This is a genomic window from Paramicrobacterium chengjingii (assembly GCF_011751765.2).
Taxonomy (GTDB): domain Bacteria; phylum Actinomycetota; class Actinomycetes; order Actinomycetales; family Microbacteriaceae; genus Paramicrobacterium; species Paramicrobacterium chengjingii.
In genome coordinates, this window is record NZ_CP061169.1 from 2490210 (window position 1) to 2511978 (window position 21769).

The 21769-nt window shown below is 63.5% G+C and carries 16 protein-coding genes; 10 read left to right on the forward strand and 6 right to left on the reverse strand.

Translation table 11 applies throughout. The features are described from left to right. Positions 1 to 15: 15 nt before the first annotated feature. Positions 16 to 1326 carry a glycoside hydrolase 5 family protein gene (locus tag HCR76_RS12125; protein ID WP_166990752.1) on the reverse strand — a complete coding sequence of 437 codons (1311 nt, stop codon included), beginning with the start codon at positions 1324 to 1326 and terminating at the stop codon, positions 16 to 18. A gap of 292 nt (positions 1327 to 1618) precedes the next feature. Between HCR76_RS12125 and HCR76_RS12130 the strand changes: the two genes are divergently transcribed. From HCR76_RS12130 to HCR76_RS12140, 3 genes are read left to right on the forward strand one after another with little or no spacing between them, the layout of a single operon-like run. After that, on the forward strand, positions 1619 to 2920 hold the full coding sequence (locus HCR76_RS12130) for an ABC transporter substrate-binding protein (RefSeq protein WP_166990755.1): 1302 nt from the start codon (positions 1619 to 1621) through the stop codon (positions 2918 to 2920). Between the two features lie 24 nt (positions 2921 to 2944). Continuing rightward, complete coding sequence (locus HCR76_RS12135; protein WP_166990758.1) at positions 2945 to 3898, forward strand: carbohydrate ABC transporter permease; 954 nt, start codon at positions 2945 to 2947, stop codon at positions 3896 to 3898. Continuing rightward, entirely contained in the window at positions 3895 to 4833 is a 939-nt protein-coding gene (locus HCR76_RS12140; protein WP_166990761.1) for a carbohydrate ABC transporter permease, read from the forward strand. The genes HCR76_RS12135 and HCR76_RS12140 overlap by 4 nt, the downstream gene beginning before the upstream one ends. Before the next feature lie 39 nt (positions 4834 to 4872). On the opposite strand, the gene HCR76_RS12145 is transcribed toward HCR76_RS12140, so the two are convergent. After that, positions 4873 to 5907 carry a LacI family DNA-binding transcriptional regulator gene (locus HCR76_RS12145; RefSeq protein ID WP_166990763.1) on the reverse strand — a complete coding sequence of 345 codons (1035 nt, stop codon included), beginning with the start codon at positions 5905 to 5907 and terminating at the stop codon, positions 4873 to 4875. Positions 5908 to 5963: 56 nt separating this feature from the next. Here HCR76_RS12145 and HCR76_RS12150 point away from each other — a divergent pair, with 56 nt between their 5' ends. Further along, positions 5964 to 8954 carry an alpha-mannosidase gene (locus HCR76_RS12150; RefSeq protein WP_166990766.1) on the forward strand — a complete coding sequence of 997 codons (2991 nt, stop codon included), beginning with the start codon at positions 5964 to 5966 and terminating at the stop codon, positions 8952 to 8954. Positions 8955 to 9017: 63 nt separating this feature from the next. Here the strand turns inward: HCR76_RS12150 and HCR76_RS12155 are convergent, their stop codons facing one another. Together HCR76_RS12155 and HCR76_RS12160 are read right to left on the reverse strand one after the other, a co-directional pair. Next, complete coding sequence (locus tag HCR76_RS12155) at positions 9018 to 10361, reverse strand: DUF998 domain-containing protein (protein ID WP_434063586.1); 1344 nt, start codon at positions 10359 to 10361, stop codon at positions 9018 to 9020. Between the two features lie 55 nt (positions 10362 to 10416). Further along, positions 10417 to 10995, reverse strand: coding sequence for an NUDIX hydrolase family protein (locus HCR76_RS12160; RefSeq protein ID WP_166990772.1), 579 nt, complete (start codon positions 10993 to 10995; stop codon positions 10417 to 10419). Between the two features lie 88 nt (positions 10996 to 11083). On the opposite strand from HCR76_RS12160, the gene HCR76_RS12165 reads away from it, so the two are divergent. From HCR76_RS12165 to HCR76_RS12190, 6 genes are all read left to right on the forward strand, one after another. Beyond that, positions 11084 to 11737, forward strand: a complete 654-nt coding sequence (locus HCR76_RS12165; protein WP_166990775.1) for an alpha/beta hydrolase — start codon at positions 11084 to 11086, stop codon at positions 11735 to 11737. 6 nt (positions 11738 to 11743) lie between these two features. After that, the gene (locus tag HCR76_RS12170; protein ID WP_166990778.1) at positions 11744 to 12184 is read left to right on the forward strand and encodes an arsenate reductase ArsC; all 441 of its coding nucleotides are present in this window, start codon (positions 11744 to 11746) and stop codon (positions 12182 to 12184) included. Between the two features lie 111 nt (positions 12185 to 12295). Next, a complete protein-coding gene (locus HCR76_RS12175) occupies positions 12296 to 13669 on the forward strand; it encodes an HNH endonuclease signature motif containing protein (protein ID WP_166990781.1) in 1374 nt (457 codons plus the stop codon). A 200-nt stretch (positions 13670 to 13869) separates the two neighbouring features. Further along, entirely contained in the window at positions 13870 to 14874 is a 1005-nt protein-coding gene (locus HCR76_RS12180; protein WP_166990784.1) for a D-alanine--D-alanine ligase family protein, read from the forward strand. Positions 14875 to 14985: 111 nt separating this feature from the next. After that, positions 14986 to 19839 (forward strand): Lhr family ATP-dependent helicase, encoded by a 4854-nt coding sequence (locus HCR76_RS12185; RefSeq protein WP_166990787.1) that lies wholly within the window; start codon positions 14986 to 14988, stop codon positions 19837 to 19839. A 24-nt stretch (positions 19840 to 19863) separates the two neighbouring features. Continuing rightward, on the forward strand, positions 19864 to 20637 hold the full coding sequence (locus tag HCR76_RS12190) for a DNA-formamidopyrimidine glycosylase family protein (protein WP_166991711.1): 774 nt from the start codon (positions 19864 to 19866) through the stop codon (positions 20635 to 20637). Positions 20638 to 20641: 4 nt separating this feature from the next. Here the strand turns inward: HCR76_RS12190 and HCR76_RS12195 are convergent, their stop codons facing one another. Further along, positions 20642 to 21382 (reverse strand): siderophore-interacting protein, encoded by a 741-nt coding sequence (locus tag HCR76_RS12195; protein WP_166990790.1) that lies wholly within the window; start codon positions 21380 to 21382, stop codon positions 20642 to 20644. A 32-nt stretch (positions 21383 to 21414) separates the two neighbouring features. After that, positions 21415 to 21720 carry an ArsR/SmtB family transcription factor gene (locus HCR76_RS12200; RefSeq protein ID WP_166990793.1) on the reverse strand — a complete coding sequence of 102 codons (306 nt, stop codon included), beginning with the start codon at positions 21718 to 21720 and terminating at the stop codon, positions 21415 to 21417. Between the last annotated feature and the right edge of the window lie 49 nt (positions 21721 to 21769).

A 21769-nucleotide genomic window follows, 5' to 3' on the forward strand; every position in this document is an offset into this window, starting at 1 on the left:
GCCTTCCGTGTGCGATCAGACGACGGTGTTGACGGCGGAGTACCGCGACACCGCGGTTGTCGACAGGTCTGGGCGCACGAGCGTCGTGATTCCTCTCGCGGCTCGCCGCGCCAGGTTCTCAGCGTCGGCCGATGTGATGAAGCAGGCATCGATTCCTCGCTCGCACAGGTCGACCCAGGCATCAAAGATCGCGCCGCCAGGACTCATTGCCGTGCGGTTGACGGGCACGCCCTGAGCATCCACCTCGATGACGATAGCCGTCTCGCGCCGCGGAATCTCCATCGCCGAACTGCGGCGAAACTCACGAGCGACCTCTGCGTACCTCAGCCCTTCGGGCTTTGGCCGCCCGTCATTGGTGATGAGCCCCAGCGAATACTCGAGTTCGGGAAAGTCGGCGAGCTCGCGGGTGACATCGTGCGAGCACCACCAGGTGACCCCCCAGAGGTTCTCGGTGCGGGCGGCAGAGCGCACTGTCGCCTCGACGAAGTTCGCGATCTCGTCACCGCTCAGGCAGTTCGACGGCGCGCCGACCTCCTGCAGCCAGATCGGCCGTTGCGCGCCCTCCTGGAACGCCCGCGACAGCTCGATCAGGTATTCCGCGTGCCGGTCGGATGCTGCCGAACGCCCGCCGTATATGCGCGCAGTACCGTTGAAGATCCACGAGTGGATCGTCGTCATGTCGCCGAGCCGACTCGCGTGCGCTGGGGTGAACGGATGGCCGTCGAGGTACCAGACTGCATCGTATTCACTATGCACGTGATCGGCGTTCGGAGCGGCCTTCGCCGCGGCATCCAGGAGGCTGGTCAACCAGCTGCCCGCTTCATTCTGCGTGATTCGCCACGGAGATGGGTGCGGGTCGTCTGAGAACTGGTTGACTTCGTTGCCGAGTGTCAGGCCGAGGAAGTTATCGGCGTCTGCAAGCCGCTCTCCGAGCCGGTGAACGAGCTCGACCTGACCGCTCACAGCATCGGGGTGGGAGAACATGTTCTTGTCGTGCCAGGTGTACAGCCATGCCGGCACAAAGTCGAAGCTCGACATATGCCCTTGAATCACGTCGACGCCGACATCAAGATTGAACTCGCGGCCGACGTCGACGACGGAACGCACGTCGTCGAGGGCCTGCTGCCTGATCAGCGTTCGATTCGGCTGCAGCACGGGCCAGAGCGGGAAAATCCTCACGTGATCGAGACCGAGCTGCGCAATGCCCTCGAAGTCACGACGCACATCGTCGGGCGAAAACGACAGCCACGAGTGCATCCAGCCGCGCGTTGGCGTGTAGTTCACTCCGAAACGCAATGCCGTGCTCTGCGTCGCATCGCTCGTCATCGTGCTCTCACCATTCCTTCTGCATGCGACCGACATCCCCCGGCGCATTCTTCTTTAAAACCAACAAATCACTAATCCGGTTTAGAGTCCAGCAACACATGACGTAGGCCGATTTTCCCGCCGAGTTTCGCTTAGTCACACAACATAACAGCTCGTGCGATATCTCGGACCGTATGACATACTGGTGATCACTATATCGTTTTAGTGGCGGGATTCAACGATGGATCGCGTGCCGGTTCGATCATTCGCCGGCTCCGATCGTGTGGAATTCCACTCTTCGAAGGAGAAGCAGATGAAGATTCGACAAGGGATCGCGCTTGCGATTGCAGCAGCAGCGGGACTGGCTCTTACCGCCTGCACCGGCGCTCCGGCCGCGCAGAGCAACGCAGCAGACGGGGACGTCAGCGGCACAATCACGTTTCAAACCTGGTCGCTCAAGAACGACACGTTCACGCCGTACTTCACGCAGGTCATCAAGGACTTCGAGAAGAAGTACCCGGATGCCACAGTGAAGTGGGTCGACCAGCCTGCGGACGGCTACGAAGACAAGGTGCTTCAGCAGGCCGAATCCGGCGAACTGCCCGATGTGATCAACCTGCCCCCTGACATGGCATATTCCCTGGCAAAGGTCGACATGCTTCTCGACCTGACGCAGGCGGATCCCGACGTTCTCGACGACTATGTCGAGGGTGCGGTCTCCGCGTATTCCTATGACGACACCGAGGGAACATTCGGACTCCCCTGGTACCTCGGAACAGAGCTCAATTATTGGAACGCCGACCTTCTGAAGAAGGGTGGCGCCGACCCCGATAACCTTCCGACAACGATCGACGAGATGTTCGATGTCGCCGAGACGCTGGCGAAGAGCCCCGAGAAGATCGCGACGATCGCATCGGTTCCCAGCCCGAAGGGCGTCATGGCCGCGATTGCGGACGAGGGCGGTTCTGCATCGATCTTCGAAAACGGCACGTTCGTCTTCAACACGCCAGAAGCCGTGAGGATCGTCGAGCGCTACGCCGAGCTCTACAAACTCGGCGCTGTCTCACCCGAGGCTCTGCAGGGCGCTGGCACGTCGAACAGCAATATCAACAACTTCAACAAGGGTACTGTCGCGTGGACGACAGCGGGCCCCAACTACATCGAGCAGGACCTCTCGGTGAATGCCCCCACCGTCGTTCCGAACGTGCGGGCAAACGAGACGTTCGGCAATCCACCGCTGTTTGTGCAGGGTGTGAGCGTCTCGAATACCTCGAAGAACGCCGCGACGGCCCTCGCATTCGCGACATTCCTCACGAACAACGACAACCAAGTCGACTTCGTCAAGCTCGCTGTCGGCTTCTTCCCCGGCACACAGGCTGCGAACGACGACCCGTCGTCATTCGCTGAGGCATCGGAGATCGACCAGCAGAATCACGCAACTGACGTCGCAGCCGGCGAGATGGGCAGCGCGGAGGTTCCAAACCCTCCGCAGTACACCGAGAACATGGACGGCTATGCGAAGCAGCAGATCGCTCTCGCGATTACGGGAGACATCTCGGCGCAGGAGGCCCTCGATAATGCCGTCGAGTACTGCCAGCAGAACCTCGCCGACTGACGATCTGACGCTCAAGGAGACATCGTGAAGCAGCAGCGGAAGTACACGCCCTACCTTCTGGTCGCGCCGGGAGTGATCTGGGTGCTCGTCTTTGCGCTCTGGCCGTTTTTGAACACGATCGTGCTCGCATTCACCGACGCACGACCGCTTCGTCCCGCTGTCTTCACGGGGCTGGAGAATTTCATGCGGCTGTTCAGCGACGACAGATTCATGTACGCGCTGACGACATCGCTCGTCTATGTCGTCGTGTGCGTTCCCGTGCTGACGTTGCTGCCGCTTCTGCTCGCGATGCTTGTCAATTCAAAGGTTCCCGCGATCGGGTTCTTTCGCACAACCTTTTACTTTCCCGTCATCGCCTCGGCCGTCGTTGTCGCCATCGTCTGGGAGTTCCTCTTCTCAAGCCATGGGCTTGTGAACGAGTCGTTGTCGTTCTTCGGCCTCGTCGACCGCCCCGTCGAGTTTCTGTCGGAACGCTGGCTTCTCATCGGCTGCGCAATTGGCCTCACTGTGTGGAAAGGACTCGGCTACTACATGGTCGTTTACCTCGCCGCACTGGGGAACGTCGGTCGGGAACTTCACGAAGCCGCGGCCATGGACGGGGCGAATGCCTGGCGGCGCTTCTGGTCCGTGACCGTGCCGGGGGTCCGAGGCCCCATGATGCTCGTCGCCGTTCTCATCTGCGTATCGGCAATGCGCGTTTTTACTGAGCTTTATGTGCTCTCGAACGGCACCGGCGGGCCCGGCGGAAGAGCGATGAGCCTTGTCATGCTCATCCAGACCATGGGCAAGGGCCTCAATGGGCAGGTCGGGTACGCCTCAGCAATCTCGATCGCGCTGTTCCTGCTCACACTCGTTCCGCTCACCATTATGGGAATCGCCAATTACGGCGACGTGTTCAGAGAGATGCTCGCCAACCGACGTGCATCGAAGATGATCAAGGCCGAGCGACCGAAGCCCGCAAAGGAGACCGTCAGATGAGCACGCTCGCAACGCCCAGGCCGGAGAAGAAGAAAGACGCCTTGCGCCGAGATTCCCGAACGTTTCGCGCAGACAAGCCCTATCGCACGCGCGGCTCGGCCGACATCATGAAGCCGTCACGTGCAGGGCTCGTCGGAAAGTACGCCCTGATGCTCGCCGTGCTCGTCATTATGGTCTTCCCCTTTCTATGGCAGCTGTCGACATCACTGAAAGGCGCGGGAGAGAACATCTACGAGTTCCCGCCGAAGCTGCTACCGGCTGAGCTCACCTTCAGCAATTACACCGAAGTCTTCGACACTATTCCCGTCTTGAACTACGCCTGGCACTCGCTGCTCGTGGGCGTCGGGACTGTGGGCACGAACGTCGTGTTCGCGACACTCGGCGGCTATGCACTCGGCTGCCTGAAGTTCAAGTACAAGGGCGTCATTATGGCGATCTTCTTCTCGACGCTGCTGCTGCCGGGCGAGGTAACGCTCACGAGCCAGTATCTGACCATCAAATCACTCGGACTGGCGAACAGCCTCTGGGGCGTGTTCCTGCCTGGAGCCATTTCGGCCGTCAATGTGCTGCTGATGGCCGCAGCGTGCCGCATGATTCCCAAGGAGACACTCGAAGCGGCGACGATCGACGGCGCAACGACCGCACAGAGGCTCCGGCACATCGTGTGGCCGAACGTGCGTGGCATGGTCTCTGTCGTCGCGCTCTTTGCCTTCATCGGAGCATGGGACGACTTCCTCTGGCCGCTCGTTGTACTCTCTGATCCCGCGAATTACACGCTGACGGTGGGAATGGAGTATCTCAGCTCGAACTTCGCGGCCAACCCGCGAGTCATCGCAGCAGGAACGATGATCGCCCTCATTCCGATCATCATTCTGTTCGCTACGCTCCAGAAACACTTCTTCCGAGGAGTCGAGGAAGGAAGCGTCAAGGGGTAGCTCAGCGAACGCGTCGATGCGTACGAGGCGACGCCCGATTCAGCCGCGCCGTTCGCTCGGCGGCGACGTGCTCTCGCGCACCGTCAGGCTCGGTGTGGGGCCGGGGACGCTGTCGACGCGGACCGGCTCGGCGATCTGACTCAGCAGCGTCGTCGCAGCCAGCTCCCCGAGCGCGAACGTATCTCGTGAGAGGCACGTGATCGACGGGCTCACGAGCCCCGCCATGATGGAGTCGTCGAAAGAAGCAACAGAGAGTCGCGCGGGCACCGAGATGCCCATTTCCTGTGCCACGCGCAGCCCGGCTACCGCCATGACGTCGTTGTCGAACACGACGGCACTCGGAGGTGTACGCCCGCTCATGAGCTGACGAGTCACATTGGCGGCGCGACCTGCCGAGAAGTCGGTGAACGCGATGGTGCTCTCGACGCCGTCGTCGATGAACGAGCGAAGCACATCTGCGCGCAGCGTCGTGTGCTCGAAGACCTCCGGGCCCGCGACGTACCCGATGCTCCGATGTCCGAGAGCGACAAGATAATCGAAGACCATGTGTGCGGCTGCCGCATCGTCCATCCACACGGCGGACGGGGCATCCGGCCTACTGGGGTGGCTGCCGATGACGATTGCAGGCAGGTTCACCTGTGCGATGTAGTCGAGCCGAGGATCGTCGTCGCGCGGGTCAAGCACGATGACGCCGTCAACCTGCTTCGAGCTATGCCACGCGCGGTAGGTGTCGACCTCGTCGTCGAGGCTGCGCACGACTCGCATCTGCATCGCCGCCGCACTCGGTGCCAGTCCCGACTGAATACCGGAGATCAGGTCGGTGAAGAACGCTTCGGCACCGAGGCTTCGCGCGGGCCGTTCGACGACGAGACCGACGACGCCGGCGTGCGATCCGACGAGCGCTCGGGCCGCCGAGTTGGGCACCCACTGATGCTCGGCCGCGACAGCAAGAATGCGTTTTCGCGTCTCGTCGCTCACTCCTGGCCGATCATTGAGCGCGAACGAGACAGCTCCCGGGGAAACCCCGGCGAGTTTCGCGATATCTGCGATTGTGATTCGCTTATTCGGTACCATGGATACTCATTACTATATCGCTTTAGTAGCCAATCGCATCTCGCAGAGGAGAACCCGTGCACGAAGAGACATCGTTGACCGTCGGTCGCGTCACCCGCGTCTTGACTGAGCGCGTCACACCTGCAATCTACTCGACGTCGCACCCCCTCACCGTGAAGACCCACCAACTCGAGGGTGAACCCATTCCCCCAGAAGACGGGCTTGCGCTCGACTTCGCCCCGTTCGATGTGGGGAGCGCGTGGGGCCCAGCCTGGGGAACCACCTGGTTCAAGCTCACTGGAGAGGTGCCAACCGACTGGAGCGGTCACTGCGTCGAGGCGCGCATCGACCTGGGCTTCGACATCAACATGCCGGGCTTCCAATGCGAAGCGCTCGTCTACCGTGCAGACGGCACACCCGTGAAGAGCATCAATCCACGCAACCAGTGGGTGCCCATTTCGGATGCCGCCGAGGGCGGCGAATCGATCGAGCTGTATCTCGAAGCAGCATCCAACCCGGTTCTTCTCGACTACCATCCCTTCCTTCCGACGCAGGAGGGCGACATCGAAACGTCGTCGCCCGAACCGCTGTATCGCACCCGACACATGGAGCTCGCCGTGTTCGAGCCCGAGGTGTTCGAGCTCTCTCTCGACCTCGAGGTGCTGCTTGAGCTTCAGGCCGAGCTGCCCGAGACGGGCCCACGCCGCATGCGCATTCTTCAGGCTCTCGACAACGCTCTCGACCGGCTTGACCTGCAGCGCATTGTGGCGACAGCATCCGATGCTCGTGCCCAGCTGCGTGATGCGCTCGACTCACCCGCTGAGGCCAGCAGTCATCGCATCGCCGCCGTCGGCCACGCGCACATCGATTCTGCCTGGCTTTGGCCCGTGCGCGAGACGATTCGCAAGGTCGCCCGCACAACCTCGTCGATGACCGAGCTCATCGAGAACGACCCTGATTTTCTGTACGGCATGTCGAGCGCTCAGCAGTACGAATGGATTAAGGAACACCGCCCCGAGGTCTATGCGCGGGTGAAGGATGCTGTCGCAAAGGGCCGGTTCCTTCCCCTCGGCGGCATGTGGGTGGAGTCCGACACGGTCATGCCCACCGGAGAGTCGATCGCGCGCCAGTTCTCGTATGGCCAGCGCTTCTTCGAGAAGGAGTTCGGCATTCGCTCGAAGGGCGTGTGGCTGCCCGACAGCTTCGGCTACTCCCCCGCGCTGCCGCAGCTGATGCGTCGCGCCGGGTTTGAATGGTTCTTCACACAGAAGATCTCGTGGAACCAGCGCAACGTGTTTCCGCACCACTCGTTCCTCTGGGAGGGAATCGACGGGTCGCGCATGTTCACGCACTTCCCACCGATGGACACGTACAACTCGCAGCTCTCGGGGGAGGAAGTAGCGAAGTCAACGCGCCAGTTCCGTGAGAACCGCGTGGCAACGCAGTCGATCGCCCCGGTCGGCTGGGGCGACGGCGGCGGCGGAACAACGCGAGAGATGACAGGCAAGGCGCGTCGGCTTGCAGATCTTGAGGGCAGCGCGCGCGTGCAGTGGCAGCATCCTGATGATTTCTTTGACGCGGCGAAGGCCGAGCTCACAGACCCGGCGGTCTGGGTCGGCGAGCTCTACCTCGAGCTGCACCGCGGTACCCTCACGAGCCAGCACGCAACAAAGGCGGGCAATCGCCGGGCAGAGCAGGCGCTCATCGAGGCCGAGCTGTGGGCGACGACGGCCGCTGTGCGCGACGGCGCCGCCTACCCGCATGACGAACTCGACCGGCTGTGGAAACTTCTGCTGCTGCACCAGTTTCACGACATTCTGCCCGGCACATCGATCGCCTGGGTGCACCGCGAGGCAGCTGCCACGTTCGCCGCAATCGTCGCCGATGCGCAGACGATCGCGGCTGCCGCGCGGCGCGTGCTCGCCGGTGAGGGCGACCGCGAGCTCGTGTTCAACCCGACGTCGATCGCGGGGCCCGCTCCCCTCGGCGCGGCGCCCGCCGCGGCATCCGGCCCCTCGGTCTCACTCACGGAGCGCGACGGCGGCTTTGTTCTCGAGAACGACCTGGTGACCGTTGTCATCACTGCTGAGGGCCTCATCACATCTGCAGTCGACACGGCAACGGGCCGTGACGCCATCGCGCCGGGCACAGAAGCCAACCTGTTTCAGCTGCACCAGGACTTCCCAAATATGTGGGATGCCTGGGATATCGACCACTTCTACCGCAACCGCGTCGACGACCTTCGCGCGGCCGAGTCACTCAGCGCTCAGCTCGTCGACGGCACCGCCGAGGTTGTCGTGGAGCGCTCGTTTTCGACGTCGGCCCTGCGCCAGACCATCTCGCTCGCACCCGACTCGGCGACGGTGGTGCTGCGCACCGAGATCGACTGGAATGAGACAGAGAAGCTGCTGAAGCTCGCATTCCCTCTCGACCTGCAGGCGGCGACCACCGAGGCCGAAACGCAGTTCGGATTCCACTCCCGCCCCACACACGTGAACACGAGCTGGGAAGCGGCGAAGTTCGAGACCTCCATGCACCGCTTCGTGCTGGTGCGCGAGCCCGATTTCGGCGTTGCCCTCGTGAACGACTCGATCTACGGCTACGACACGACGAGAGATTCGACGGATGCCGGTGTCTCGACGACCGTGCGACTTTCGCTTCTGCGCGCACCGGGGTTCCCTGATCCCGACACCGACCACGGCACGCACGTGATCACGACGGGGCTGGTGATCGGCGCGACACCCGAGAGTGCGACCGCCGCGGGCATCGAGCTGAACGCGCCGGCAACCGTCGTCACCGGCGCGAACAACGTGGCACCACTTGTCTCCGTCTCGGGCGAGGGCATCGTCGTCTCGAGCGTCAAGCTCGCCGATGACCGCTCGGGCGACGTCGTCGTGCGTGTCTACGAGTCGCGCGGTCGACGCGCCACGGGAGCGCTCAATGTGGGCTTTGTGCACAGCGGCATCCGCGAGGTTTCACTCATCGAAGACGAGATTCCGGATGCCCGAACAGGCGCCGAGTTTGCGCTGACGCCGTTCGAAGTGCGCACCGTCCGCATCGCGCGCTGAGCCGTCTGACAGAACCCGGCGCCACCATGAATCGGTGCCGTCACGACTCGGGGTTGCCTCGCTTCAGCGGCGCAGCCCCGTGTCGTGCGGGTTCGGCAGCGGCGGCCTCGGGGGCACGTCGCCGGGCAGCGGCATGATGTGCGGCTGCGGGCTTGGCGACTCAGCGTCGGCCTCACCTTCAGCAGCTGCGTCGACTTCGGCGTCAACGTCGGCGCGCACGTCGGTGCCAGAAGCATCGTGGTCGACACGAACCGTCTCCGTCGTCGCTCGCGGCTCGCGGACGGGTTGCGCTAGCGCAGCATCCGCCCCTCGCGTAGCCAGCATGGCGGCGAGAAATCGGACGAACATCGTAATCCAGGCGAAGAGCACCCCAAAGGCGATGAGCTCATAATTAGTGAGCGGCAGAAGGCCTGGCCCGTAAAACAACCACGTCGCTCCGCTCAGAAGAACAAGACTGCCTAGCGTTGCGAGAAAGAACGGCAGTGGCATTCCGCGCAACGCAATGGGCGATATCAGCATGAGAATGCCGAAGATCGCAGAAAGTCCGATGGCGAAGACGTTGTGTGCCATGACGCTCACATTGACGGGAACGAGGCCAATACCCGCGAGAGCCACCCCCATCGCGATGAACAGAATCGACACCATTGGCGCTGCCAGGCGGTAACGAATCACGCGGGCCGCATGCAGGTTGCGAATGTCTCGATCGACGTAGAGCGCGAATGTGGTGACGAGGATGCCGGCGACAATGAGAATCGCGTTAAAGCTGATGCTTGGCCGGTTGCCGTAGGCGCCAAGCACGCTGATCTGATACCGCCACCAGACGGGATCCGTCGACGTCGCCATGGCCGTGAGGAGGCCGACACCGACGAAGAGGAACATTCGCTGCGACAGGCTCACTGTGTTGAGCCGCGATACCGCGAGATAGAGCATGTACGCGGCGAGTCCCGTGACGACGGCGCATCCGATCGACGCGCTTACCGGGTCGATGGTGAGACGCCGGAACGCAAGCTGTACAACGAAAAGAAGAACAGCGGTGGCGAGTGCGCCAAGCGCCGTGTGCACGATGGCGACGACCACGGCATCGAGCATGAACTTCCATGACGGGAGTTCGAGACGCCACTCTTGGCCCCTGAGCCGGCGCGAGCGCCAGTATCCGATGCCCGCGGCGACGGTTCCGAGAACGACGACGGCGCTCACCGAGACCATGCCAATCGACCAGTGACCCCACTCCCAATCAGTCCAGATCGGCACGGACATACCGCCGAAGGCGATCACTGCGAAGACGACCGCGATGAGAGCTGCAGCCAGCCCGGCAATAAGCGCTTCGACCTCAACATAAATGCCGCGCTGAGCCTCGCGTCTGGTCGACGCGGAGGCGGCGCGAGCGGGTCGACGAACGGCAGACATCACAGTGTCAAGTCTAGAGAACTGTCACGTGTAGAGAAGCGCGCGACCCCGTTGCTTAGACGATGCGGCCGACGCTCGCGAGCGCCATGCGCAGCAGTGTGCCGCGGCCGCCCTCCATCTCGGCGGCAACGGCTTCGGACTGCGCCTCGTCCGGCGGCATCCAGGTGAGCTCGAGAGCATCCTGTCTGGGTTCGCAGGTTCCCGTGACGGGAACAACATACGCAAGCGATACGGCGTGCTGGCGTTCATCGCTGAACGGCGAAAGCCCCGGCATCGGAAAGTACTCGGCGACGGTGAACGGCGTCGGCGACGCGGGAAGCAGGGGAAATGCCATGGGCCCGAGATCCTTCTCAAGGTGACGGAACAGCGCATCGCGCAACGTCTCGCCATACATGACGCGCCCCGAGACCAGCGTCCGTGTCATCTGGCCGGTCGCCGTGGCGCGCAGCAGAACGCCGACCTCGGTGACGACGCCCATGCCGTCAACGCGAACGGGCACCGCCTCGACGTAGAGCAGCGGAAGGCGGTGCCGAATCTGCTCGAGCTCGATGTCACTCAGCCAGCCCGGTGCCGAAGCGCCGCGCGGCTCTTCAGGCTCGTCGGGCTGATCGGGGTCTGGAGTTCGAACGGCCATGCTCCATTGTTGCAAGGTCGAGCGGCTGGGGCTGTCAGAGCGCGCCGGTAAACTGGTTTTCACCGCGACCATAGGAGGTTTCCGAGCGATGAGCACCGAGTCGGCGAGCACGACGATCGATCCCGACGCCGTGATGTGGTCGGCATCCGAGTCCGACCGTCAGGGCCGGCCGCTGCTTGTGCTGATGCACGGGTACGGCTCGCACGAGGGCGACCTCTTCGGGCTCGCACCCTCTCTTCCGTTGGAGCCCGTGATCGCCTCGCTGCGAGCTCCGCATGCCGCCCCATGGCCGCTCGACGGATGGTCGTGGTTCACGGCCGGAACCGACGACGGGCCTCGTCGAGACCACGTGAATGACTCGGCGGATGCTGTCATCGCGTGGCTCGACTCTCTCACCGTGACGCCGACATCCGTCGGACTGCTCGGGTTCTCGCAGGGCGGCGCCATGGTAGCGCAGCTCATGCGACGCGACCCCAAACGTTTTGCATATGGGCTCGTCATGTCGGGCTTCATCACGCCAGGCGAAGAACCGGGCGATGCTGAATTGGCTGAGAGCAAACCGCCGATCTTCTGGGGGCGAGGTACAGGCGATGAGGTCATTGCCGAATCGGCGATCGTGCGCACTACGGATTGGCTGCCCACCCACTCCACCCTCTCGGGGCGCATATACGAGGGCCTCGGGCACGGCATCAACCAGCAGGGCGTCGCCGACGCCCGAGCTTTCATCGAGCGCAACCTCTGATCGCCCGTGACTGACTTCACATCGCCGTCACCACGGCATCCGCCGGTTGTTCTCTTCGTCTGCGTGCACAACGCCGGCCGCTCGCAGATGGCCGCGGGCTTTCTCTCTGCTCTCGGCGGCGATGCCGTTGAGGTGCGCTCCGCCGGCTCGATGCCAGCCGATCAGATCAACCCGGTCGCCGTCGAGGCGATGGCCGAGGTCGGCATCGACATCACCGCTAAAGCGCCCACAGTGCTGACGACTGACGCAGTCAGGCACGCGGATGCCGTCATTACGATGGGCTGCGGTGATGCCTGCCCTGTCTTCCCCGGCAAACGCTACGAAGACTGGCAGCTTGACGACCCGGCGGGTCAGGGCATCGATGCCGTGCGCCCGATCCGTGACGAGATCCGCTCGCGCATCCTGACGCTCATGAACGAGCTTGGCATCGGCGGCATCGGGCACTGACGCTGAGCCTGAACCCGAGCACACACTGGAGCCGTACGGCTACACAAATGAGACATATACATCGAAGCTATGTTCGATAGAAATATCAGTGGCTCGTGATGTAATTCGTACATGGTTAACTTTACTGAGTTCGTAAAACCGCCTGGTGGTGATGCTCCTCCTCCCGGATCGCCGGGAGCTTCTGCCCAGCTGCTGTCGATGATGGTTGACAGCGTCGCAGAGCAACAGGAGCTGATCTCGAGCATGCAGGCACGGGTATTCACCATGGTGTGTCAGACAGTGCGGTTCGCGTTGCGCAATGATCGCGTGTTCGTCCACGATACGACGGCGTCTCCCGCGTCACGTGAAGAGTGGACGAGACGTGCTCTGATCGCTGAGCTGGCGCTCACCCTGCATCTGTCGGAGCGGAAAGTCGCGTCGATGGTACAGACCAGTGAGACTCTGATGAAGGAGTTGCCCGAGACGCTGTCGGCATTGCACGACGGGCAGATCTCCGTGCAGCACGCAGAGATCATGGTCTCGCAAGCTGAAGGGCTTGATTCTCAGCAGAAGCGCGAGTTCGAGTCCATAGCCATCCAGGCGGCACTATCGACGACACCCCCACAGTTCCGCACTGCTGCCGCCGCGATTCGTGAGAGATTAAATCCAGATTCCGCAGCCGAACGCAAACATCGGGCGATGGAGAACCGTCATATCGAGGTGGCACCGCTTCCGGACGGCATGGGGTGTCTGTCGGTGTTTGGCCCGATTGAGAAGATCAAGGGAATCGAGGCAGCGGCCCGCAACACGGCGCGGTCGCTGAAAGCGGCTGGCGATGACCGCACAGTGTCGCAGATCACCGCAGATGCCGTTCTCGACGCCACGATGACCGGTTTCACCGTTGACGTATCATCGCGTGACGAGCTTCGGGCGGCGAAGATTCGGCCGACGGTTCGCGTCACGGTGCCGGTGATGACGTTGCTCGGGCGCTCGGACGAACCCGGCACACTTGAGGGTTACGGTCCGATCGATGCCGACACCGCCCGTGAGTTGGCGGCCGACGCACCGAGTTTTACCCGACTGCTCACCCATCCCGAGACCGGCACCGTACTCTCTGTCGGGCGCGATAGCTATGCGGTTCCCGCCGATCTGCGTCGTCTTGTCGAGATCCGAGACGAGACCTGCGGATTCGCCGGTTGCAATCGGCCCGCATCGCAATGCGATATCGATCATCGACACGACTGGCAGTACGGGGGCGAGACCAGCAGTGACAATTTGCAGCCACTGTGCACCTCCCACCATCCGTTGAAACACGAGTCAACATGGCAGGTGAACCGTGCCGATGACGGCACGATCGTCTGGACCTCTCCGCTGGGGCGTCAATTCATGGTTCGCCCCAACGGTGAACCGGGCTTCAAGCGGATCGTGAAATTCGAAGAAACGGAACAGGCAACCGTTCTTGCCGCCCCGGAAAGGAAGCAACTTCCCGACAACCCTCCGTTCTGATATCGCCGAGTTTCATCGGCGATATTGAGGCCGGGGTCGTGCACCTGGGGTAACGCGCAGCTGGTTCCGATCGCGACGTATCGACAAGATTCGACTGTCCGGGAGCAGACCCGACACACAGCGCTTCGACTGAGTCGAAGCGGTCTGAGCCGTGCCCGCATCCCGGTGACCCCTGTTGCCTTCGCTGTTACAGTGCTGAAATGCGAGTTGCAGTCTTATTCGGTGGTGCAAGTGAAGAACGCGATGTATCAATTGCGAGCGCCTCGCAGATCATCCCCGCTCTTCGACGCCGCGGACATGACGTCGTAGCCGTCGACACTGCATCCGGAGCGATCTCGCCCCACGACGAGTCAGCGCGGCTCACGATGTCCGTTGGAACCACGCCTCCGACCGGCTCCGATCTCTCGCTCGCCAGGCGCTCCGATAATGCTCTTCGGCTTCCATCGGAGGTTGCCGACGCCGACGTAGCCTTCATCGCGCTTCATGGTGGCTCAGGCGAAGACGGGCGCCTCCAAGCGCTCCTCGAGCTCGCCGGAATCCGCTACACGGGCTCCGGCCCGCTCGGCAGCGGCCTCGCTCTTGACAAAGATGTCAGCAAATCGCTTCTTCGCTCGGCCAGCATCCGAACCCCCGATTGGCTCATGGCCCCTGCCACTGCTGAAGAAGTCGCGTCGGTTCTCGGGTACCCGGTGATTGTGAAGCCCGCCGTTCAAGGTTCGACTGTCGGTCTCCGCATAGTGCGTCAGCCCGATGACCTTGCAGACGCCGTACTCGAAGCATCCGCCTTCGGCTCTGTCATGATCGAGGCGTTCATTCGTGGTCGCGAACTCACCGCCGGCGTCCTCAACGACGAACCCCTCGCCGTCGGCGAGATCATCATCGACCCCGATGAAGCTTTCACTTATGAAGACAAGTACCAGCTCGGTGCCGTCCGTGAGACTTTTCCAGCCGATCTGCCGCCCGCCGTCACAGAGTCGGTGCGTGAAATCACTCTCGCTACGCACCGTGCATTGCGCTTGGAATCGTACAGCCGTACCGATTTTCGACTCGACGAGAACGGAGTCGCCTGGGTCATTGAAGCAAACAGCCTCCCTGGTATGACGGCGACAAGCCTGCTGCCCCAATCGGCGGCGGCGGTCGGCATCGATTATGACGAACTCTGCGATCGCATTTGCTCACACGCAGCATCGAGTTTTCGGAGCTGAATTGCAGATGCCGAGGTGCTGATGCTTCGATTCGGGCTCGACAATGGCCGCCGACGAATCGTCACGACGTCCAGACCCGGCAGTGTCAGCCACGTGTGATTAGCTGAAGAAATGGGCAATGTGCTCGAGCGATTTTCCCCCGCAACCCGCGGCTGGTTCACGGGGGCCTTCACCGCACCCACTCGCGCTCAAGAAGGCGCGTGGAACTCCATCTCCCACGGAAATCACACGCTTGTCGTCGCACCAACCGGCTCAGGCAAGACGCTGTCGGCGTTCCTCTGGTCCATCGACAGACTCATGGATGCCGCTGCTCACCCACCCGAAGAGAGTGATGCTCCTCGGCGCCGCCGCACCCGCGTTCTGTACATCTCGCCTCTCAAGGCACTCGGCGTCGACGTGGAACGCAACCTGCGCTCGCCCCTTGTCGGGATCACTCAGACGGCCAAACGACTCGGAGTCGAGCCGCCGGAGGTTGCAGTCGGAGTTCGTTCGGGTGACACTCCTGCCAAAGACCGGCGAGCACTGCTGAAAAATCCTCCCGACATTCTGATCACGACGCCCGAGTCTCTCTACCTCATGCTCACCTCACAGGCGCGCGAGACTCTGACATGCATCGACACCGTCATCGTCGACGAGGTGCACGCTGTCGCCGCGACCAAGCGCGGTGCCCACTTGGCCGTCTCCCTCGAGCGCCTCGACGCCATGCTCGAGACACCGGCCCAGCGCATTGGCCTGTCGGCAACCGTGCGTCCCCGCGAAGAGATCGCCCGCTTTCTCGGCGGCACGTCCCCTGTTGAGATCGTGGCGCCCGAAGCGCAGAAGACCTTCGAGCTCGAGGTGGTCGTTCCCGTCGACGATATGACCGACCTGTCTGTCGGACAGCCGGCAGGGGGTACTGCGTCGAGTGAGGGCGCAGCGGGAAGCACCCGAGGGCCCGCCGGCGGTTCGTCGGGCGGTTCCGCGGCCGGGCCGGTGCGCGCAGACGGAGAGCGCGCCGGCTCCATCTGGCCGCACGTCGAAGAAGCCATCGTCGACCGCATCCTCGCACATACGTCTACGATCGTGTTCGCCAACTCCCGTCGCCTGGCCGAACGCCTCACCGCCCGGCTCAACGAAATTCATGAAGCCCGACTTGACGAGGCCGTGCTCGCCAATGGCCCGTTGTCCGATGGCTGGCCCGCGGACCCGACGGCGGGCAATGCAAGCAGCGCATCCGGGGCAACACAGCCCACACGCGCACCCGCGGCGTTGATGGGCGGCAGCGGTCAGACGAACGGCGTGCACGACGAGACGAATCTTCTCGCCCGCGCCCACCACGGATCGGTGTCCAAAGAGCAGCGCGCCCAGATTGAAGACGATCTCAAGACCGGAAATCTGCGTTGCGTCGTCGCCACATCGAGCCTCGAGCTCGGCATCGACATGGGTGAAGTCGACCTGGTCATTCAGGTAGAGGCACCGCCCTCCGTTGCCAGCGCCCTGCAGCGCGTCGGCCGAGCCGGGCACCAAGTGGGCGAGATCTCACACGGCGTGCTCTTTCCCAAGCACCGCGCCGACCTCGTCAATTCAGCTGTGACGAGCGAGCGGATGCTCCAGGGCGCCATCGAATCGATGAAGGTCCCCGCCAATCCTCTCGACATTCTCGCGCAACAGACCGTCGCCGCAGTCGCCCTCGACTCTGTCGACGTCGAGCAGTGGTTCGACCAGCTTCGCCGCACCGCCCCGTTCGCGGCGCTCCCCCGTTCTGCATACGAAGCGACCCTCGACCTGCTTGCCGGGCGCTATCCGTCCGACGAGTTCGCAGAGCTGCGACCCCGCATCATCTGGGACCGCGATGCCGGCACCATCGAAGGTCGGCCCGGAGCACAGCGTCTCGCCGTGACCAGCGGCGGAACCATCCCCGACCGCGGCATGTTCGCCGTGTACATGGTCGGAGGCGAAGAGGGCACAAAGGGAACACGCGTCGGCGAACTCGATGAAGAGATGGTCTATGAATCGCGCGTCGGCGATGTCTTCGCGCTCGGCACCACGAGCTGGCGCATTCAGGAGATCACATTCGACAGAGTGCTCGTCACTCCCGAGTACGGCCAGCCCGGGCGCCTTCCGTTCTGGACGGGGGACGCTCTCGGTCGCCCGTTCGAACTGGGCGAGGCACTCGGCCGCTTCACGCGAGAGCTCGACAAGGCAAGCGACGCGGATGCTGGCGAGCGGCTGACATCCGCGGGGCTCGACGAGCGCAGCATCCGGAATCTTCGGGCGTATATTCGCGAACAGCGAGAAGCCACGGGACACCTGCCCACCGACCGTACGCTCGTAGTCGAGCGCTCTCGCGACGAGCTCGGCGACTGGCGCATCATTCTGCATTCCCCCTTCGGCATGCGTGTGCACGCGCCGTGGGCCCTTGCTGTGAACGCCCGTGTGCAAGAGCGATTGGGCGTCGACGGCGCCAGCATCGCGAGCGACGACGGCATTATCGTGCGCATCCCCGACACGACCGATGACCCTCCGGGTGCAGAGCTCTTCGTCTTCGACGCCGACGAACTCGACGTGATCGTCGCGAGCGAGGTTGGCGGTTCGGCACTTTTCGCTTCCCGCTTTCGCGAATGCGCCGCCCGCGCGCTTCTGCTGCCCAACTATCAGCCGGGCAAACGCTCACCACTCTGGCAGCAGCGGCAGCGGTCGGCACAGCTGCTGCAGGTGGCGAGCAAGTTTCCCCAGTTCCCCATCCTTCTTGAAACCGTGCGCGAGTGCCTGCAAGACGTTTACGACGTGCCGGCGTTGCTAGATCTAGCGCGACGCATTGCGAGTCGCACGATTCGCCTTGTCGACACCACGACTGAAGAACCGTCGCCATACGCTAAATCGCTGCTTTTCGGCTACGTCGGCGCTTTTATGTACGAGGGCGATTCGCCGCTTGCTGAGCGCAAGGCCGCGGCGTTGGCACTCGACCCCAGCATGCTCTCTGAGCTTCTCGGCCAGGTTGAGCTGCGCGAACTTCTCGAGCCCGGCATCATCGCCCAGACCGAGCGGGAGTTGCAGCGCCTCACCGAAAACCGGCGCATGCGGGGCATCGAGGGCGTCGCCGATCTGCTGCGCATGCTCGGCCCGCTCGATGCCGACGAGGTCGCCGCGCGGCTCCACCCTTCTGGCTCTGCGACCCAGAAGATGAGCCCGGATGCTGATGAGCACAGTGCCGATAAACACAGTGCAGATAAACACTCTGCTGATGTCGACAGCGTGCCCGCGGAGGCACCGCATGCCACACGAGAGGAGGCAACAGCGCTGCTCGACGACCTGGTCGCCGCCAAGCGCGCCCTCCTCGTTCCTGTCGCCGGCGTCGAGCGGGTGATCGTCATCGAAGATGCCGCACGTGTGCGCGACGCTCTCGGCGTTCCGCTGCCGATCGGCGTTCCCGCAGCATTCATCGAGCCCGTGCCCGACCCCGTCGGCGACCTCGTCGCCCGCTTCGCGCGAACGCATGGTCCGATTCGCACGGGCGACGTGGCAGCGCGACTGGGGCTCGGCTCTGCTGTCGTGTCTCAGGTGCTCGGGCGCCTCGCCGACGACGGCCGCATCGTGCGCGGCGAGTTTCTGCCTTCCGGCGAGGCTCACGGCACACCCATCGACACAGCCGAGTGGTGCGACAAGGAGGTGCTGCGCCGCTTGCGCCTCCGTTCTCTCGCCGCACTCCGTCACGAGGTCGAACCCGTCGACAGGGCAACGTTCGCGCGCTTCCTTCCGGCGTGGCAGCACGTCGGCGGCGCCCTTCGCGGAGTCGACGGCGTCGCCGCGGTGATCGAACAGCTGGAAGGATGTCATCTTCCCGCGTCGGCGTGGGAGACGCTCATTCTGCCGCAGCGCGTCAGCGACTACTCTCCCGCAATGCTCGATGAGCTCACAGCATCCGGTGAAGTTATCTGGTCGGGCAGAGGTTCGATTACCGGCCGCGACGGGTGGGTCGGACTGCACATGGCGGATGCCGCGCCGCTGACGATTGCGCCCGCCGACGACCTTCCGATTGGCTCCCTCGAAGACGAGATTCTCGTCGCCCTCTCGAGCGGTGGCGCGTACTTCTCAGCTCAGTTGGGGCAAGCCACAGGGTGCTCCGATGACGAGGCTCTCACGAAAGCGCTGTGGTCCCTCGTGTGGGCGGGGCTCGTCACAAACGACACGTTCACGCCGCTGCGGATGCTGGTGAGCGGAACGGGTGCGCACAAGACCCGCCGTGCGACTCCGCGCTCGCGACTATATGGCCGGCATGGCTACGCTCGGCCGAGCGGCTCAGGGTCGCCGCGTCTCGGTGGTCGGTGGTCGCTTTTGCCTCTCGCCGAGCACGATGCCACCGTGCGGGCTGCCGCCAACGTCGAGAGTCTGCTCGACCGCTACGGCGTCGTCACGCGCGGCTCAGTCGCTGCTGAGGATTACCCGGGAGGGTTCGCACTGGCGTACCGCGTGCTGTCGGGCTTTGAGGAGAAGGGTCGAGCGCGGCGCGGTTATGTCATCGACGGGCTCGGTGCCGCGCAGTTCTCCACGTCAGGCACGATCGACCGCCTGCGCAGCCACGTCTTCATCGACGACAAACGCCCGCGTGACGCCATCGCGCTTGCCGCCACCGACCCGGCAAACCCCTATGGTGCAGCGCTCCCCTGGCCGAGCGCCGACGTCACCGGAACCAGGCACCGTCCGGGGCGCAAAGCCGGCGGCATCGTTGTGCTCGTCGACGGCGAGCTCACCTGTTACCTCGAACGCGGGGGCAAAACGTGGCTGGCATTCACGAGTGACGAACCGCGGCTCGACGCGGCCGCGGCATCCGTTGCCGCTCTCGTTCGAGGCGGCCTCGTCGAGAAAGTCGCTGTCGAGACGGTGAACAGCGCGTTCGTCTATGGCAGCCCCCTCGAGCATCCGCTGCGCCGGGCCGGGTTCACCGAGACGCCGCGCGGGCTGAGACTGCGCAGGGGCGCGGTGTGAGCATGAGCATGTGTGAGCCTCCCCATGCCTGAGGGCGACACCGTCTATCGCACAGCCCGCCATCTCGATCAGGTGCTTGCCGATCGTGTCATCCAGCGGTGGGAGCTGCGCGTGCCCGCGCACGCGACGAGCGACCTCACGGGTCGCACCGTCGACCAGGTGGTGAGTCGCGGCAAGCACCTTCTGCTTCGCGCCGGCGATCTGACCCTGCACACGCACCTCGCCATGGAGGGCGACTGGCACATCTACGCCCGCGGTGCACGCTGGAAGCGGCCCGCTCACACCGCGCGAGCAATCATCGAGACTGCCGAGCATTCCGTCGTGGGATTCGAGCTCGCCGTCGTCGAACTGCTGCCTCGTTCCGACGAGCACGCGGTGGTGGGGCATCTCGGCCCCGACCTGCTCGGTCCCGACTGGTCCGCTGCCGAAGCCACAACCAGGCTGCGCGCACAGCCGGAGCGATCCATTGCGTCAGCGCTGCTCGACCAGCGCACGCTCGCCGGTCTGGGCAACGAATATGTGAACGAGCTCTGCTTCATTCGCGGCATCCGGCCTGAGTCTCGTGTCGCCGACACTGATGCATCCGCCCTGATCGCCCTCGCGCACCGTCTGATCACGGCGAACCGTGACCGCGTCGAGCGCACGACGACCGGCGATACCCGCCGTGGCAGGCAGAGTTGGGTGTACGGACGTGCGGGCAGGCCGTGCTTGCGCTGCGGAACGCTCATTGAACACCGGATGCTGGGCGAGCCCGGGCGCGAGCGTACGACGTTCTGGTGCCCCCGCTGCCAACGTTAGGCGCTCAGCCGCCCGAGCGTCCTTCGATCCAGTAGTTCTGCGAAAAGCGCTGCCCGCGCAGCAGACCGAGGTGCTCTTTGAACACGTGCCGCACGTGCTTCACGAGCATTCGCTCTCCCGCCGCCCACGCATATTGGCGAGCCGACTGCTCAACATTGGCGCGCAGTGCATCGGCAAGTGCCTCACCGCGCGTCTGGGTTGGTGTGATCCACTCCCAGGTGTCTCCCGCGCGCTTCACAATCGGAAGCTGCTCTCGATCGTCATGGCCGTCTTCGATGAACACTCGCGCCTGCACGGACTCGTCAATGTCGGTGAGCCAACTGTTGATCGCCGGAAGCGCCGTCACATCGCCCGCAAGCACGAGTTCGCGTGTGCCCTCGGGAATGGCGATCTTGGCCGGTGTGAGCGCCACCTCTGCCGTGTCTCCCACGACAGCATCCCGTGCCCAGTCTCCCGCGGGGCCCTTCGTCTCGTGCAGAACGAACTCAAGATCGAACGTTCCCGCGTCGACATCCACTCCCGTGAACGTATAGCCACGCTGGCTCAAGTGATGTTCGCCACGTTCGGGATTGGGAACCCATAAGCGAAGCCACGCGGTCGGAAACACCTCGAGCTCTGAGACCAGGTCAGGCGACGAGAACCGGAGTCGGCGATAACGCGGCGTCACCTCAACAACCTTCGTGACCGAGACGGGGTGATTCGCAACGTTCATCGCGCGAAGCACACCGCGCTGCCAATTAACCATTGAGCCTCCAAGCGAGGCAAGGCTAACCTAATTTAAAGAACGGCGTCAAGCAGCCCGGGGAATCGGGCGTCCAGATCTTCTCGCCTCAGCGACAGTCGGCGATTGCGACCCTCGGGCACGTTGCGGATCACGCCTGCCTCTCGCAGAACTTTGAGCATGTGCGATCTCGTTGATTTGGGCATCGCCGGGTCTAGCGTCGTGCAGCTGGCCGCGGTCAGGGAGGATTCGCGCAGCTGACGAACAAGATCAAGTCGCGCGGGGTCGCTCAGCGCAAAGAGCACGTCTTCCAAGACAAGTGCGTCTCGGTCTGGATGCTGAAGCTCGTTCACCGGAGGCATAGTTCGATAATACTTGAACAATAGGGCGGCACGCTCTATGCTCCAATAG

What these genes read in the sequence shown, in the direction of transcription:
- HCR76_RS12175 (WP_166990781.1), top strand. Translation starts at nt 12,296, where the DNA reads ATGGTTAACTTTACTGAGTTCGTAAAACCGCCTGGTGGTGATGCTCCT.
- HCR76_RS12130 (WP_166990755.1), top strand. Translation starts at nt 1,619, where the DNA reads ATGAAGATTCGACAAGGGATCGCGCTTGCGATTGCAGCAGCAGCGGGA.
- HCR76_RS12195 (WP_166990790.1), bottom strand. Translation starts at nt 21,382, where the DNA reads ATGGTTAATTGGCAGCGCGGTGTGCTTCGCGCGATGAACGTTGCGAAT.
- HCR76_RS12165 (WP_166990775.1), top strand. Translation starts at nt 11,084, where the DNA reads ATGAGCACCGAGTCGGCGAGCACGACGATCGATCCCGACGCCGTGATG.
- HCR76_RS12190 (WP_166991711.1), top strand. Translation starts at nt 19,864, where the DNA reads ATGCCTGAGGGCGACACCGTCTATCGCACAGCCCGCCATCTCGATCAG.
- HCR76_RS12160 (WP_166990772.1), bottom strand. Translation starts at nt 10,995, where the DNA reads ATGGCCGTTCGAACTCCAGACCCCGATCAGCCCGACGAGCCTGAAGAG.
- HCR76_RS12155 (WP_434063586.1), bottom strand. Translation starts at nt 10,361, where the DNA reads ATGTCTGCCGTTCGTCGACCCGCTCGCGCCGCCTCCGCGTCGACCAGA.
- HCR76_RS12140 (WP_166990761.1), top strand. Translation starts at nt 3,895, where the DNA reads ATGAGCACGCTCGCAACGCCCAGGCCGGAGAAGAAGAAAGACGCCTTG.
- HCR76_RS12180 (WP_166990784.1), top strand. Translation starts at nt 13,870, where the DNA reads ATGCGAGTTGCAGTCTTATTCGGTGGTGCAAGTGAAGAACGCGATGTA.
- HCR76_RS12125 (WP_166990752.1), bottom strand. Translation starts at nt 1,326, where the DNA reads ATGACGAGCGATGCGACGCAGAGCACGGCATTGCGTTTCGGAGTGAAC.
- HCR76_RS12145 (WP_166990763.1), bottom strand. Translation starts at nt 5,907, where the DNA reads ATGGTACCGAATAAGCGAATCACAATCGCAGATATCGCGAAACTCGCC.
- HCR76_RS12200 (WP_166990793.1), bottom strand. Translation starts at nt 21,720, where the DNA reads ATGCCTCCGGTGAACGAGCTTCAGCATCCAGACCGAGACGCACTTGTC.
- HCR76_RS12185 (WP_166990787.1), top strand. Translation starts at nt 14,986, where the DNA reads ATGGGCAATGTGCTCGAGCGATTTTCCCCCGCAACCCGCGGCTGGTTC.